This window comes from Tunturiibacter empetritectus, assembly GCF_013410875.1.
In the GTDB taxonomy this organism is placed as follows: domain Bacteria; phylum Acidobacteriota; class Terriglobia; order Terriglobales; family Acidobacteriaceae; genus Edaphobacter; species Edaphobacter empetritectus.
In genome coordinates this window covers 158,556-173,423 of the sequence record NZ_JACCCU010000002.1, presented here as the reverse complement: position 1 = coordinate 173,423, position 14,868 = coordinate 158,556, and the positions used below count along the sequence as shown (strand labels likewise).

The following is a 14,868-nucleotide window of genomic DNA, read 5'->3' as shown; positions in this document are numbered from 1 at the left end:
GTCAGATGGTCAGTTAAAAAACCAGCATTCATACGATCCAGGAGGCGAGTTGGGCTAAGAGTTGTTGGAGGCTGAGCCAGAGGTTGGAGAGCTTGCGGGCGGGGATGTTGTTGGCTGCGGTGGTGTAGCTGTTGTTGAAGAAGTTTTTGTCCATGAGGATGGTGTGGTCGGGATCGATCTCGACGGAGAGAATTTTCGCGTTGCGGGTGTAGGTGAACCTGGTCCAGCGATCAAGACCGTCCCAGTGTTCGCGCAGGCGGGTGCCATCGTCGAAGACGATCTCTGCGGTGACAGGGAGGACGAAGTCGCCTTTGCGGCGGAGGTAGACGGTAGAGAGGTACTGGATCTGCTTCTTGTCTTTCGGCTCGGGAAGCCACCACGTGAGGGGATCGGAGGAGACTTGATCGACGGCGTAGTCGAACACCTGGGTTCCGTAGACGGCCTGGTTGAAGTAGGGCCGCAGACTTGAGACGGGTATGACCTGCGAGTTGACTGGAGCATTGAAGACGGCGGCGAGACCCGTCTGAGCAGCGAGTGGTAAGGTGTCTGGTTGGGTTGCTGTTTGAGCAGAGCGATTGATGACTGCGCCTCCGATGGCGGTGGCGCGGCCGTTTTTTATGGCTACTTCTTCAATGGTGCGGAGGAAGTCTTCGGTGGTGGGATGGGTGAAGCGATAGCGCATGAAGTAGGTGCGCATGGCCTCGTCCATAGTGTCGCGGCCGATGATGCCTTCAAGGGTGGCGAGGAGGGTTGCCGATTTGCCGTAGGTAATGCCGCCGTAGGAGTTGGCGTCGCGGAACTTGTAGGCCCAACGGGTGACGGGATCGAAGTCGGCTTTGGCGATGTATTCGAGCCGCTCATTTTCATAGTCGCCTGCGTTGGCGTAGGAGCGATCGAAGACGGAGGTGTTGGGGCCGAGGATGGCACCGAGCACACCGACTTCGGTGTAGGAGTTGATGCCTTCGTCGAGCCAGGCGTCTTCGAACTCGTTGGTGGCGACCATGCCGTACCAGTATTGGTGGCCGAACTCGTGTTCGGCGGCGATCTCAGTGAGGTGGGTTGGTTCGTACCAGGAGGTGTCGCCGGTGAAGAGGGTGGGGTATTCCATGCCACCCATCTCTGAGCCGGGTTCGGGGTCGATGACGGTGACGATCTTGTAGGGGTAAGGACCGTAGCGCTGGTCGAACTGGGCGAGGGTCTTTTGAATGATGTCGAGGTAGCGGAAGCCGGCTTTGGGATGGGCGGCGAGGGCGAGGACGTGGATCTTTACTGGTCCGAGGGAGGAGAGGTAGGTGCCGTCGGTGATGGTGAAGTTCGGGCTGGCGGCCCAGGCGAAGTCTCCAATGTCTTCGCCATAGAAGGTGAGGGTCTTTGTGTTGTCGGAGTTGATGACTTCGCCGATGGGGACGCCGCTGGCTCCGACGATGTAGCGACGAGGAAGGGTGAGGGAGACGCGGAAGGTGGCGAAATCGGAGAAAAACTCGGTGGTGGAGTGGTACTGATGGCAGTTCCAGGCACCGTGCCAGAAGACGCCGGGCTTGGGGTACCACTGGCCGCCCATGATGAAGTCTCGCTTGTAGCCGTTGCGCGCGACGGAGAGCGGGAAGACGTCGTGGAAGGCGATGCGGAAGGTGATGGAGTCGTTGGGCGCGAGGGAATGGGGGAGGGTGAGTTCGGCTACGGTGTGGTCTTCGGCGTTGTTGTCATCGGGTGCGATGAAGTGCATGGCTGCGGTGAGGTCGCCGTAGCCGTCGGCCTCGATGTGGGAGATGGTGATGCTGCCTAGCTTCTCTGGGGGGTAGCTGCTCTCGTCTCCCGGGTCGCGGACTCCGCCGGTGAAGTGGGTTTCGCGGGTGAAGGTGGACTCGGGTCGGAAGGCGTTGAGGTAGAGATGAAAGGGAATGGAGGTGAGGGATTGGCCGGTAAGGTTCTTATAGGTGAGTGTCTCAGTCGCGTCGAGAGTTTTTTTGCTGGTGTCGAGTTTGGCGTCGATGTTGTAGGCGACGACGCGGGTGGAGAGTGGCTTGCCGTCGGGGGAGTTGGTGGCGATGCTGGGCTGCGGAGTTGTCTGGGCGGGGAGGGCGAGGGGGAGGAGAAGCAGGGTGGCGGCGAGGAATAAGTGGAGGCGCGGCATACGGGGATTGTAGGGCTGCTTGGAGTCTCGAGAAGAAAAAGTTTGCGTTGTTCCCAGATGGATCTATCGCGCCGCAGACTGAAACTGCCAGAGTTCGGTGACCAGGAGGCCGGCGAGCCGATGCTGGCGGGCGATTTGGGTGAGGCCGGCCTTTTGGAGTGGAGAGGCGTGGTTGGGGAGTTTTGTGGTGCGGAGGTTGGTGAGGATGCGGAAGGCGAGATAGAGGCTGCGGACAAGGATCTTCGCGGGAAGACGCATCAAGCCGTTGGGGATATGGAAGTCGGAGACGAGCCAAAGTGCATCTTGAGAGAGAGTTGGGGCGATGTGATTGATGAGGATTTCGAGGTCGGGTTGGGTGAGGCAGTCCAGGAAGAAGTGCGTGACGACGAGGTCGTAGGGGCCGTCGAGAGGGCACGTCAACGCGTTGGCTTGATGTGTGGTGAGGCGTGTGGAGGCGTTCGGGGCACGTACTTCGCAGCGTTGACTGAGGAGATGGAGCATGGCGCCGCTGGTGTCGACTGCATCGGCGCGGAGGCGAGAGTTTTGGTTAAGGAGTTCGGCGAGGAAGCGGCCGTCTCCATCGCCGAGGATGAGGGCTCGCCTCTGCTGGAGGAGATTGGGGAGGAAGTGAAGGCGGCAGTGTTCGAGGGAGCGACCGAGCGTGAGGCATTCCATCCAGCGATAGGGGCGTGCGATGAGATCGAAGCTGGGGTGAGTGGGCATTATTGGTGCAGGAAGGGGAGTAGAAGGAGAGGAGTGGTGAGGGCGAGGTCGGCGAGGCTTCTGAGGGTGAGGCGTGCGGCTTGATGGCGGCGATGGTGAAGAAGAAGCAGAGATGCGGCTGAGGCGGCGATCGCGCATGCGATTGGCCATGGAACTTGACGATCGAGGACAGAGGTGGCGGCGCTGAGAACGATGAGAGCGAGTGTGAGAGGCGAAAGTGTGCGGAGGGCGAATCGAGTCAGGGCGTGTGCGGGCTGACTTGAGTAAGGCGGCGTGTTGTGCTCCCAGGCATAGATGAAAAGGCAGTTGAGGCTGCAGAGAGCTGCGAAGAGAATTGCAAGTGGAAGAAGGGAGATACGGAGTTCGGGGCGGCGGGCTACGGTCGGAATAAAGGTTGCCGCGGCGAAGAAGAGGCCGACGGCGATCTCTTTCGGGAGACGGTGAGCGCTGCTGGTGGCGTGAATGAGGATGAAGTACCCCGCGAGCAGGCCGCCGAGGATGAGGTAGAGGTGAATGGCTGCGGCTTCGAGACGGGGGAGAAGGATTGCGAGCGTGATGGAGGCTGTCATGATGCCGGCGAGGAATGCGCGACGATGGCGATTGTGAAAGTAGTGACGCGCTTCGAGGTCTCCGTTGGCTGTGGCTCCTATGAAGCGGGCATCGAGAAGACGGTCGGCTGCATAGAGCATCCAGACCGCGAGAAACATGGCAACGACGCTGACGGTTGGCAGGCGAAGGTGATTGGCGGAGGCGATGAACCAGATCCAGAGAGAGGCAATGGTTGGGGCGTCGAGGGAGAGCAGATGCCATAGGGCCAGGGGCGATGCGTGGGGCGAGGTTCGTTGAGCCGGGGAGACTGGAGACGCTACCGCCATCTCTCTATAATGCGATATTTTCCCGGACGTCATCGGATAGGAGTATGGTTTCGGGCATGCAAATACGATCTGTACACCACCTTGCGCTTCTCGCGGTCATGATGGGCTCCGTGGCTGGTAACGGCTGGTCTTCTCCAAAGCCAGTGATGGGAGATGTGTCCACCCTGACAACCGCGCAGGCTTCTGGTGGGTTGAAGGAGGCGCTGTCGCGTGGAGTCACTGCGGCAGTGTCTGAGACCGGCAGGCCAGGGGGTTTCGAAAACAATTCGCTGATCAAGATAACGATGCCGGAGAAGCTGCGCACGGTGGAGAAGGGTTTGCGCGCGATCGGCATGGGCGCGAAGGTGGATGAGTTCGAACACAGCATGAATGCTGCGGCGGAAGAGGCGGCCCCGGCGGCGAAGTCGATCTTTATGGATGCGCTGAAGGCGATGAGCTTTGAGGATGCAAAACAGATTGTGATGGGCGGCAATACGGCTGGGACCGATTACTTCAAGCGTACGACGACGTCGCAGGTGTCGGAGGCCTTTAAGCCCATCATTGAAAGGGAGATGGCGAAGACCGGCGTGACGGAGAAGTTCAACGCGATGATGGGATCCGCGCCTCAGATGCCATTCGGGAAGACGCCGTCTGTCGATATTAATGGCTACGTTCTGGAGAAGAGCGTGGATGGGATGTTCACGATGATGGGTCAGGAAGAGGCGAAGATCCGCACGAACCCATCCGCACAGGTGACTCCTTTACTGAAGAGTGTGTTCGGCAAGTTTTGAGATAAAGCGAAAGCTGCGAGATGGTCAGACTGCGGTCGCGACCGGGAGGAGCGTGGGTTGGTCTGGGCGGGTCTCGGAGGCGCCGGATACCCACAGGGCGGGATCGATGTCGGGGAAGATGCTGTCTCGGAGCTCGATCTCGGTGAGGCGGGTCTGCCCGGTTTCAGTGATGGCGCCGTTTGATTCGAAGGTCTGCCAGATGGCTTTGACTTCGTTGAATTGATCGTTGTGGGTGAGGAAGCGAATTTCGGCGTAGTCGCGTGCGGCTCCGGTGGTGATGAGGAACTGCCAGTCGGAAGATTCGAGGAGGAGGAGTTCGCGGCAGAGCTGTTGCATGATGCGCAGGCCTAGGGCTGAGGTGCGCCAGAGGCCCGCCGTGCAGACGTCGCGGGTGTAGATCTCGGCCGGATAGATGTGGGTGTAGGTCCAGCTGGTCTCCGGGTTGAGCCAGACCTGATTGTTGCCTTCCGATCCCCAGGAGCCTTCAGGCATGGCGATGAAGCCGGCGCGTGGGTACTGATCGAGGTAGTCGGCGCAACTGATGAGCTGGATTCCCGACTCGTATTCGTGGAGATTGCGAGCGACGGCTTCTAGCCAGAGGGGACCCTCGAACCACCAGTGTCCGAAGAGTTCGGCATCGAAGGGGGAACAGAGAATAGGTGGAATGGTGTCGTTGAAGCCGGACTTAAGCGCCTCGTATACGAGGTGGACGAAGTGGCTGGCGTGAGCTTTGGTGCGCTCGCCTGCTTCGTGCGGGTAGTAGGGTTGCTTATCGTTCATGTCGACTCTGGAGCCGGTGACGCGCCAGTAGCGATGACCGCCGGGCCAGCGTTTCTTATGGAAGTCGAGGTATATGTTATCGCCGGGGTAGCCGGTGTCACCGGACCAGACCTGGAGGCCAGTGCGGGGATCGCGGGGAAAGATGGTCGTGGCGTGATCCTTATTGTAGGGGCCGTCGACGTAGTACGGCTGGTAGAGCGAACGATGTGCCTGATGAGGCTGAAGGGCTTCCTCGTGGCTTTGTGCCTTGTGGTCACCGGGTTGATCGTAAGGGGAGGAGGTGCGGCGGGACTCTTCGACGAGGTGGGTGTCGACGAAGAAGAACTCCAGGCCGGACTCGGAGAGAGCTTGTTCGACGCCGATGCGATTGAAGGCTGGAGGAGTGGGGGTGCCGTCGGCGTTCGAGACCGGATAGCTCCAGGACCCGGCGGGCCGATAGCCGCACTCGGGCGCCCAGATGCCACGGGGAGCTTTGCCGATGTGGCGGACGTGAGTGTCAACGGCGGTGCGGATCTGGGCGCGGACGCTCTCGTCGGTGCCGAGCAGGGGCATATAACCGTGAGTTGCGCCGCAGGTGATGATGTCGATGAGGCCGGTGTCGTTGAAGTGGCGAAAGGCGGCGATGAGATCGCGATCGAAGTGATTGAAGTCTTCGAGCGCCTGCGAAAAGAAACGCTGCCAGAAGCGGGCTGTCTCTGCCAGGTGATTGTCGCCTGACTGCAGGAAGAACGCTTCGTCTTCGCGGGCGGCGACGATCTTGCGGGTGAGGTAGTGGGGGAACTCGGCCAGGAAGACAGGGTGAGAGAGCTGCTCTAAAAGGATAGGCGAGAGATTGAGGTTGCAGTTGAAACGAATGTGGTCGCGCTCGAGATTTTTAAGGACCCGGAGGAGGGGAAGATAAGTCTCGGCGGCTGCTTCGTGCAGCCACTCAAGACCATGAGGCCAGGTGCCGTGATTGACGACATAGGGTAGGTGCGCATGGAGGGTGAAGGTAAGGAACCCTGCGGGGCGCGACGCATTATCGATGGATGCCTTTGTCAAGACGAAACACCTCGGGAGGCAGTGTTATGGGTTAAAAGCACTATCGCGACGTTCGCGTCGGCTGAATGAGCTGGTTGACGTTCGTTATGCCTATCAGTTTCAGGCGATGGGCGACAGTTGGAGTCGATCTGCCGCACCTGTTCTAACTTTTAGATGCAAAGTTTATCTACTGTGGTGGCTGGTCTGCGGGTCTCGATTGCAGGTCCGGATTGGTGGTTGTGCTTTCGGAATTTTTTGCCGGAACCGAGAGGGACAAGGTGTTCGTCAGGCGGAAACGGATGAGACTTTCCGAGGGGATTTGAACCTGCTCGCCTCGGGTGATGGTATTGGCTCCGGCTCCGAGGCCGCCACCGGCAGCGGCGCCGACTGCGGCTCCTTTGCCGCCGCCGAGTATGCCGCCAAGGATAGCACCAACAGCTGCGCCGCCGCCGACTTTTTCGGCTGTGTTTTTGCCGCGGCCTTTACCTTGGACGCTGTAGGGTTCGGTGGTGACTGCGAGCGCTTCGCCACGGCGGTTGATGCTGGTGAGTTCAACGGTGAGTAAGGAGTTTCCTTTGTAATGGGCCGCTTCCTGCGCGGCGGAGACACGGCCAGAGACGGGTGTTCCCTGGCGGATGACGACGAGGCCGTCGATAATAACGTCTGTGGCGACGGTACCGGAGAAGCTGTCACCTTGCTGAGTAGTTGCGCTATCGAGCGTTTGGGTGATGCGGACGGGGATCGTAGTGTCCGGTGGCACGGTGATGCTACGGAACGCAGGAGGAGGTGGCGGCGGCGGAGGGGGAAGTTCCTGCTGCGGGGGCAGCGGAGGGGTTGCTGCTGCCTGCTGGACAGGCGCTTCAACAGGGGCCGACTCGTGGACGACTGGTGCTGCCTTTGGCTTAAACGCCGGTTTGGGAGCGGGAAGTTTCCTTGGGGTGACAGGTATGGGAGGGGGCAGTGGGATGGCTGTGGCAGTGACAGCTGGCACGGGAGCTTGCACGGCGAGATTATTAACTACCGTTTTAATGCCGGCGACTTGAGCGGCGTCGGCTGCGGCGAGGGACCGCGCTGCTTCGCTGCTGACGTTTCCGGTGAGGGTGGCTACGCCGCTCTGAACGTTTGACTGGATTGGTTCAGCGCTAAGCGCGCCATCGCTTGAGATACGGCTTTGCAGGGCTGCGGTGAGGCTGGCGTCATCGGTAGGTGTTGCGGGCGCCGAACTCTTGCATCCAGAGAAGCCAAGAGTGACGGCTAAAATCGTGGATGCCAGAAGAGCGCGTGTGGCGGAGAGGTGGCGGTTGGCGTACATGAAACCCCTTTCGTGCGTCGAGCGACTTGCACTGCGAACACTGTAAACCACTGACAACTATCCGATGCGGCGTCTCAGGCCGAAGTTTCTAGGAATGGCGGTTTCCTCATCTTCGTGGAGAGGGCGTTTAAGGATTAGACGAGGCAGTTCTCGAAAGATATCGAAAAAATCCAGACTGCTCGTCCGGCGGCTGAGGCGACAGCTTGTAGCAAATGACTCGGTCGATGAGGGAGCGCGCAACCTAATTGGAGGGCGGGGCATCTCCCTAAGCAGGGCGTTGTGAACGTGCGGCGGCTGCCGCGGACGAACCGGAGTATCTCGGATATATGAGAATCGGTTTGAGATTTGACTTAGTAAATCCGCAAGTTGAGTTATAAAGGGCGGAGAGGCAGATTCCGCACCTGAAGCCTGGAAAGAGGAGAATGAGCATGTCAGATAACGACAACGAGAGTGGAGTAAGTGGATTGGGTTGGTTCCTAGCGGGACTTGGTATTGGTGCCCTGGCGGGGGTGCTGTATGCCCCAAAGGCTGGTAAAGAAACCCGCGAAGATCTGGTCGCGAGCGCTATGGATGCCAAGGATAAGGCAGCGGTTCTGGCGCAGCAGGCGCAGGATCGGGCGGCTGTTTTGGCCGCACAGGGTAAGCAACAGATGGGCGAGTATGTCGATCGCGGTAAGGATTACTATGATCGCGGCCGGACGCAGTGGGCTCAGTATGTTGAGAAGGGCAAGGGATTGGTGCAGGAGCATAGCGATAAGGTGTCTGCTGCGATTGATGCGGGCAAAGAAGCATATGCGAGCACTACGACGGGCGAATCTCACTCGTAAGACGGTTGTCTGTTAGTTGTTTGTCTGTTAGTGGTTTCTGATAGTCTAGGCCCGGTCGACCCTTGCTGGCGGCCGGGCCTTGTGATTGTTATCTCGTAACTTGAGGGATTGAGAGACGTTATGGAAGCGATGCGGATCGTGATGTCAGGTATGTGGCTGCAGGACCCGGATTCGCTTTCGTCGGGGAATTCGAAGCTGCTGATGGTCTTCGTTGCGATGGTCGCGGTTGCACTGATCGTGCAGGCGATCGCATTGATTGCGATGGCTATTGGCGCGGCGAAGACGAGGAAGCGCGGGCTGGAGATTGTGGAAGAGATTCGCTTGAAGATGATGCCGATTCTCGATAGCTCTCACGGATTCATTCAGGACACTGCGCCTAAGGTGAAGATCATCACGGAGAACTTTGTTGAGACGAGCCATGTGATTCGCGCCAAAGCTCACGAGTTTGATTCGACTGCGAGCGATTTGAATTCGAAGACGCGCGCGCAGGTGGCACGGGTCGATGGGATGGTCACCTCGGTGCTGAATACCACCTCGGACATCTCGGAGACGGTTCAGCGGGGGATCAAGGTTCCGCTGCGTGAGGTCTCCGGGCTGGTGAATGGGCTGAAGGCGGGGCTGGATGTTCTGGCGGGACGGACGAAGGGGTTCGGTGGCGGGCGACCGAGTACCCGACGCGACTCCGATCAGGGGTAGTAGCTCTCTGAATTTTTGCTAGGTGATCCAACCGCCCCCGACCACCTCGTCTTCCTGATAGAAGACGGCGGACTGGCCGGGGGTGATTGCACGTTGGGGCTCGTCGAAGAGAGCGTGGACCGTCTGGTCGGCTGTTCCGTTCGTGACGCGGGTGAGGGTGGCCATGGCCGGGGTGTGGCGGTGGCGGATCTTGATGCTGACGCGGATCGGCTCGGTGAGCTCTGGGATGGAGATCCAGTTGAGGCGGTTGGCGAAGAGATCGCGCGAGAGCAGATCTTCGTCGGAGCCTACGGTGACCTGGTGAGAGTCGGGGTGGATGGCGAGGACGTAGAGCGGGTTGACGCTGGTGAGGCCAAGGCCTTTGCGTTGCCCTACGGTGAAGCTCTGGATGCCATCGTGTTGGCCGAGGACTTCGCCGGTGGTGGTGACGAGTTCTCCGGCGGTGTTGGGGAGGTCTTCGCCCTGCTCGTCGAGGTAAGCCTTGAGGAAGGTGTTGTAGTCGCCACCGGGGATGAAGCAGATCTCCTGCGAGTCGGACTTCTGGGCTACGGCGAGGCCTGCGTCTGCGGCCATCTGGCGGACGGCGGGCTTCTGCATCTCGCCCAGGGGAAACATGGTGCGGCTGAGCTGCTCCTGCGTGAGGCCGAAGAGGAAGTAGGTCTGATCCTTGGACTTGTCTTCGGGGCGGGAGAGGATCCAGCGTCCGCGTGCTTCATCGAAGCGGTTGCGTGCATAGTGGCCGGTGGCGATGCGGTCGGCGCCGATCTGACGGGCGGTGGTGAGGAGCTGATCGAACTTGAGGTGGTTGTTGCAGAGGGTGCAGGGGATTGGGGTGCGGCCGGCGAGGTACTCGGAGACGAAGGGCTTGACCACGTCGGCCTCGAAGCGCTCCTGCTGGTTGACGACGTAATACGGTATGTCGAGCTGCTCGGCGACGTGGCGTGCGTCGTAGACGTCGTCGATGGAGCAGCAGCGGCCCTGGACGGCTTCGGGCATGCCCTCGTGTCCGGCGAGGCGGCGCTGGTTCCAGAGCTGGAGGGTGAGGCCGACAAGGTCATGGCCTTGAGCGCGCAGGAGGGCGGCGACGGCGGAGGAGTCAACTCCTCCGGACATGGCGACCGCTATCGTGTTGTTGGGCTCATGAGGCATTGTGGTTCCTGTGCTCGCGGAGGGGTACCCCCCCTATTGCCCGCGTGTAAATTCTTTATTTGCAATTACTTGCGGCGAGCTAGTCTTCGTAAATACGTGCTGCTAAAAGACTTAGCCGCAGATACGTCATTCCAAACGACTTATGCGCACCACGCAAGGAAAGCCCCGAATCTCTCTGCCGGGGCTTTCCTTACTCTTCATTGAGTATAGCAGTTTGGGTAGAACTAATACGCCACGCGATTTTGCTGGATTGGCGCGGGGTTTGGTGATTTGGGGGCTTGACAAGGTTTTTTTTGTGGGCTTAGTCGGGGGCGATGCTGGTCGCCGAAGACCAGGGGTAAACTTCTGCGCTAGATACAAGGTTGGCGCGCACGGGATTTTGGTGGATGTAAGTTCGGCGGATCTCGAACTCGACTCGGTTACGAATGCGGTGGTCGGTGAAGCTTCGCTGCCAGATGGGTTGGGAGGAGGAGAGGCGGTGGGAGAAGCCTCCTTTGATTAGCCCTACGGCTCTCTCGAGGGAGATGGTTTGTGGGGTGAGGAGAAGGTTAATGTGATCGGGCATGATGACGAAGGCGTGGAGTTTGTAGTGGCCTTTGGCTCGATAGTGTTGGATGGTATCGAGGAAGAGTTGGGCGTGGCGGTCTACCTGGAAGAGGCGGCGGCGGTTGTGGGTTGCGCTGGTGATGAAGTAGGTGCCGGGGCGAGAGGTGCGGGGCGGGATCGCCATGGGGAGATTGTAATGCGGGTACCTTAGGGCTGAAGAGGGTGATGAAAAAATACCCTTCCGAACGAAAGGCTGACCTCAGCGGCTAAAGCCGCAATACAGTCAAAGCTCTTGCGGCACGGCTGAAGCCGTGCCCTTAAGCAGAACGGACTTTTTTGCAGGCACTAAAGCCCCGTTTGTGGCTGAAGGTATGGCGCGGCTAAAGCCGTGCCCGTAAGCCAGACGGTTTTTGAGATGGCGAGATCTATGGCGTGTTGACTTCTATTTTGCCGCAGTGGTTGGGGTTGGGTAGATGGCCTGGAGGGTGAGGATCTCGTAGGGTTTGATGGGGACGGTGACGGTGTCGTTGGTGAGATTGAGGTGGTCGCCTTCGGGTTTTTCCATCATGTTGGATTCGATGGCGTAGGTGGCGCCGTGGGGGATGTGGAGTTTTACTTCGGTGGTGGTGCCGGCCCACTCGTACATGCGGAAAACGAGGGCGTCGGAGTCTTCGGCTTTTTTGATGGCGGTGAGGGTTACGTTGGGGTTTTCGATGCTGGCGAAGGAGTGCTCGGCGGGTAGGGTGCCGGTGTGGGAGAAGACTTGAGTGGCTTTGAGGGGGTCGTTGAGTTCGTAGCCGCGGCGGACGGTCTGGGCTTGCTTCCAGGAGCCGGTGTGGGGGTAGAGGGCGTAGACGAAGTGCTGGTGGCCCCGGTCGGCTTCGGCGTCGGGCCAGGTGGGGGAGCGGAGGAGTGTGATGCGGAGGGTGTTGCCTGCGGCGTCGTAGCCGTACTTGGAGTCGTTGAGGATGGAGAGGCCTTGCTTGTCGTCGCCGAGGTCGGCCCAGCGCATAGCGGGGACTTCGAACTGGGCTTTTTCCCAGGAGTTGTTGCGGGTGGTGGGGCGGGCTATGGATCCGAAAGGAATTTCATAGGTCGCCTTCGGTGATGTGGCGGCCAGGGGGAATGCGGCTTTGAGGAGGACGTGGGTCTCGTGCCATTCGATGTCGTTGGAGATGCGGACTGTGTCCGCTCCTGCGTCGAGGGAGATGTCTTGAACGAATTTTGAGGATTGCCAACTGCGCGTGACTCGGATTGTTTTGCGGAGGGGGCCGTTGTCGGTGATGGCGATGGAGTCGAGGGTCGTGATGGGGGTCATCGTGCCGTCGAGGGTGCCGGGGTCTATGTTCCAGGCGTCGTATTGCTTGGGGGTGTCCTTAAAAGTTTGGAGTTGGTTGGCGCAGGCATCATTGGCAGGGTTGGCAGCGACGTATGTGTGGGCTGGAAAAGAGTCCGTTGTGAGGTTTGTAATGCATCCAGTTTCTTTGCTTATTCTGACTTGAAGGTGACTGCGGCCGGTACTCAAGGTGTAAGAAGACGAATCCTGCGAGAAGGAGAGTCCGGAATATTTCAGATCCGTTAGCTGCTCCTTATGGAGACGTCGCAGATCAGCGTTCTGCGGCAGGTTTCCGTACGCGTGAAGGACGGTATAGCCAAGAGCCGGGACTTCGTTGACGCGGGCCAGAACCGTAAATTCGTTGCTGCCAGGCTGATGAGAGACGATTTGAGAGAGCAAGATGGCGTTGCGAGTGTCCGTCAGTTCGATCGTCTCTGAGGGACTGGGAAGCTGGATGTGAAGTTCTACGGTTTCACTGCGGGGCCACGCCATTGCGTTGTAGACGAGGACAGGGACGCCGGTTTTGGTGCTGGTGTCGATGCGAGTGGAGAGGGTATTGAGGGAGTTGTCGGTGATCTCTTTGTCGGCGTGGAAGACTTCGGTGTATTCGCGTTGGGCGTCTTTGTAGATGATGGCGATGCCGGAGCCGGCGGCAAGGTCGTGGAAGCCGTTGAAGGTGATCTTCTTCCAGTTTTCGGTGAGTTCGGCGTTGGGGTAGGGTTGGCCGTCCAGCCAGGCGAGGGAGGCTAGCTTTTCGGCGTCGAGGGTGGCTACTTCGCTGGTGCGCATGTTGCGCTTGTGAGCGGCCTGGGTGGTGTAGACGCCGCGGTGGTATTCGAAGTAGAGCTCGTCTTTCCAGGTAGGGATTCCCAGTGCGCCGTTCGCGGCTGGTGGGGCGGTGTAGCCCTTGGCGATGCTCTCGTAGTCCCACGTTGGGGAGGTGGGGTTGAGGTTTTTTTCTACGTTGGTGAAGTAGTTTTGCGCGGTGTGGTAGCGCATGGTGGGGACGGCGTCGTGATCTTTGGTGCCGGCGGCGATCCAGTGGTCGGCCTGGTCTAGCATGGCGCGGGTGGGGCCGCCGCCGTGGTCGCCGATGCCGTAGAGGTCGAGGAGTTCGGTGGTGCCGGGGTTGCGGTCGGCGGACTCGGCGAAGTCGGCGGAGATGCGGGTGGGGTTGACGTTGTCGTGGACGTAGTCGGTGGGGAAGTAGGTGAGGACTTTCGAGCCGTCGGGCGACTCCCACCAGAAGAGGCGGAAGGGAAGCTGGTTGGTGTCGTTCCAGTGCATCTTCTGCGTGACGAAGTAGTCTAGGCCAGAGCGTTTGTAGATCTGGGGTGTCTGCCAGTTGTAGCCGAAGGAGTCGGGGTTCCAGCCGATGCGGGCGACGACGCCATACTGATCGTGGAAGACGCGTTGGCCGATGAGGAGTTGGCGGACCTGGGATTCGCCGTCGGGGAGGTTGAGGTCGGGCTCGACCCACATGCCGCCTACGATCTCCCAGCGGCCTTCTTTGACGCGCTGACGGATCTGCTCGTTGAGGGCGGGGTACTTTTCGGCCATCCACTCGGTGTACTGCGCGGCGGATTGGGAGAAGGTGTAGTCGGGGTACTCGTTCATGAGCTGAAGCGCGGTGGTGAAGGTGCGCTTGACGACGTCTATGGTCTCGCTCTTGGGCCAGAGCCAGGCGGCGTCGATGTGGGAGTTGCCGGCGAGATCGATCTTTGCTTCGGCGAGGACGGGGTGGAGGGTGGTGAGGATCTCCTGCGCGTGGCGGAGGGATCGGTCGAAGGCGGCCTGGTCGGCGGAGGCGAGGGCGTTGGTGTTGATGGCGGCTACGGCTTCTTCGACTTTGGGAAGGAGGTCTTTGCGCGGCGTGGGAAGTGCTGGAAGGAGGTTGGCGGCGGCAATGCACTGGATGCGGATGTCGTCTGGGGAGGGACGGGCGGTGGCGCCGGTGGCGTTGGGGTTTGGCTCGATGGTTAGCCGGACGCCGGAGAAAGTCTTGTCGTCGACGGTCTGGAGGAGTTTGACGGCTACGAGGATCTTGTCGCCGGGGTTGGCGGGTTCGAAGAGGACGATGGGTTCGAGGTCTTCGCCGAGGGCGACGCGCTTGCCGTTGAAGTAGATGATCTCGGGGACGGCGCCGTTGGCGTCGGAGCGGAACTGGAAGGAGATGCGGGAGCCGGTGATGTCGTAGCCGTTGAGGGTCTTGGGGACTTCGATCTCGCGACGGTACCAGACGGCCTCGTGGGGGGCTTTGGATTTGGGCTGAACGAGGGTCCAGGAGGAGTCGTCGAGGGTGGTGGATTCGCCGTGGGGGATGTCGCCTGCGTGAAAGCGCCAGTCGCCTGCTGGGAGAGAGTTGAGGGTCTCGAGGGTGTTGAGCTTGGCGACGGCGGCGGGGGAGAGATTCTTCTGCTCGCGGACTGGAGTGAAGGATTGGGCGAGGAGAGGGGCGCAGGAGAGCAGGAGGGCGAGCGACAGCTGGCGAAGGCGCATAAGGGCAAGGGTATAGCAATGCAGGGGCTTGTCACAACGGCGGGCAGTTGTGGGGTCGAACCAACTTCGCAAACGCTGAAGGACAGAAACTCGTGCATGATGGAGAGACTCTGTGCGACTCCGTGCGATGCCAATGGCAGACTGCCGGGAGTTACTTAAGCAAGAACCGACCTTGATCGATCAGGCGCTGCGTAGGATGCA

Annotated in this window: 11 protein-coding genes; 3 read left to right on the top strand and 8 right to left on the bottom strand. The window is 59.9% G+C overall.

Annotated features, from left to right (window positions below):
- Positions 1-28: 28 nt before the first annotated feature.
- The 3 genes from HDF08_RS12850 to HDF08_RS12840 all read right to left on the bottom strand — a co-directional run bounded on the left by HDF08_RS12850 (position 29) and on the right by HDF08_RS12840 (position 3,732).
- Positions 29-2,134: a M1 family metallopeptidase gene (locus HDF08_RS12850; RefSeq protein WP_179639086.1), complete on the bottom strand. Its 2,106-nt coding sequence runs from the start codon at positions 2,132-2,134 to the stop codon at positions 29-31.
- Between the two features lie 63 nt (positions 2,135-2,197).
- Positions 2,198-2,857 (bottom strand): class I SAM-dependent methyltransferase, encoded by a 660-nt coding sequence (locus HDF08_RS12845; protein ID WP_179639085.1) that lies wholly within the window; start codon positions 2,855-2,857, stop codon positions 2,198-2,200.
- Positions 2,857-3,732 (bottom strand): hypothetical protein, encoded by an 876-nt coding sequence (locus HDF08_RS12840; RefSeq protein WP_179639084.1) that lies wholly within the window; start codon positions 3,730-3,732, stop codon positions 2,857-2,859. The genes HDF08_RS12845 and HDF08_RS12840 overlap by 1 nt, the downstream gene beginning before the upstream one ends.
- A gap of 56 nt (positions 3,733-3,788) precedes the next feature.
- Between HDF08_RS12840 and HDF08_RS12835 the strand changes: the two genes are divergently transcribed.
- Positions 3,789-4,502: a DUF4197 domain-containing protein gene (locus tag HDF08_RS12835; protein ID WP_179639083.1), complete on the top strand. Its 714-nt coding sequence runs from the start codon at positions 3,789-3,791 to the stop codon at positions 4,500-4,502.
- A 24-nt stretch (positions 4,503-4,526) separates the two neighbouring features.
- Here the strand turns inward: HDF08_RS12835 and HDF08_RS12830 are convergent, their stop codons facing one another.
- The gene (locus HDF08_RS12830; protein ID WP_218884693.1) at positions 4,527-6,323 is read right to left on the bottom strand and encodes a glycoside hydrolase family 57 protein; all 1,797 of its coding nucleotides are present in this window, start codon (positions 6,321-6,323) and stop codon (positions 4,527-4,529) included.
- A 166-nt stretch (positions 6,324-6,489) separates the two neighbouring features.
- Positions 6,490-7,614 (bottom strand): BON domain-containing protein, encoded by a 1,125-nt coding sequence (locus tag HDF08_RS12825; RefSeq protein ID WP_179639082.1) that lies wholly within the window; start codon positions 7,612-7,614, stop codon positions 6,490-6,492.
- Positions 7,615-8,042: 428 nt separating this feature from the next.
- Between HDF08_RS12825 and HDF08_RS12820 the strand changes: the two genes are divergently transcribed.
- Both HDF08_RS12820 and HDF08_RS12815 read left to right on the top strand, forming a co-directional pair.
- Positions 8,043-8,441 carry a YtxH domain-containing protein gene (locus tag HDF08_RS12820; RefSeq protein WP_179639081.1) on the top strand — a complete coding sequence of 133 codons (399 nt, stop codon included), beginning with the start codon at positions 8,043-8,045 and terminating at the stop codon, positions 8,439-8,441.
- A 120-nt stretch (positions 8,442-8,561) separates the two neighbouring features.
- Complete coding sequence (locus HDF08_RS12815) at positions 8,562-9,137, top strand: hypothetical protein (RefSeq protein ID WP_179639080.1); 576 nt, start codon at positions 8,562-8,564, stop codon at positions 9,135-9,137.
- Positions 9,138-9,155: 18 nt separating this feature from the next.
- Here the strand turns inward: HDF08_RS12815 and mnmA are convergent, their stop codons facing one another.
- From mnmA to HDF08_RS12800, 3 genes are all read right to left on the bottom strand, one after another.
- A complete protein-coding gene (gene mnmA, locus HDF08_RS12810; RefSeq protein ID WP_179639079.1) occupies positions 9,156-10,286 on the bottom strand; it encodes a tRNA 2-thiouridine(34) synthase MnmA in 1,131 nt (376 codons plus the stop codon).
- A gap of 301 nt (positions 10,287-10,587) precedes the next feature.
- On the bottom strand, positions 10,588-11,016 hold the full coding sequence (locus tag HDF08_RS12805; RefSeq protein ID WP_179639078.1) for an REP-associated tyrosine transposase: 429 nt from the start codon (positions 11,014-11,016) through the stop codon (positions 10,588-10,590).
- 258 nt (positions 11,017-11,274) lie between these two features.
- Positions 11,275-14,667: an alpha-mannosidase gene (locus HDF08_RS12800; protein WP_179639077.1), complete on the bottom strand. Its 3,393-nt coding sequence runs from the start codon at positions 14,665-14,667 to the stop codon at positions 11,275-11,277.
- Positions 14,668-14,868 lie beyond the last annotated feature (201 nt).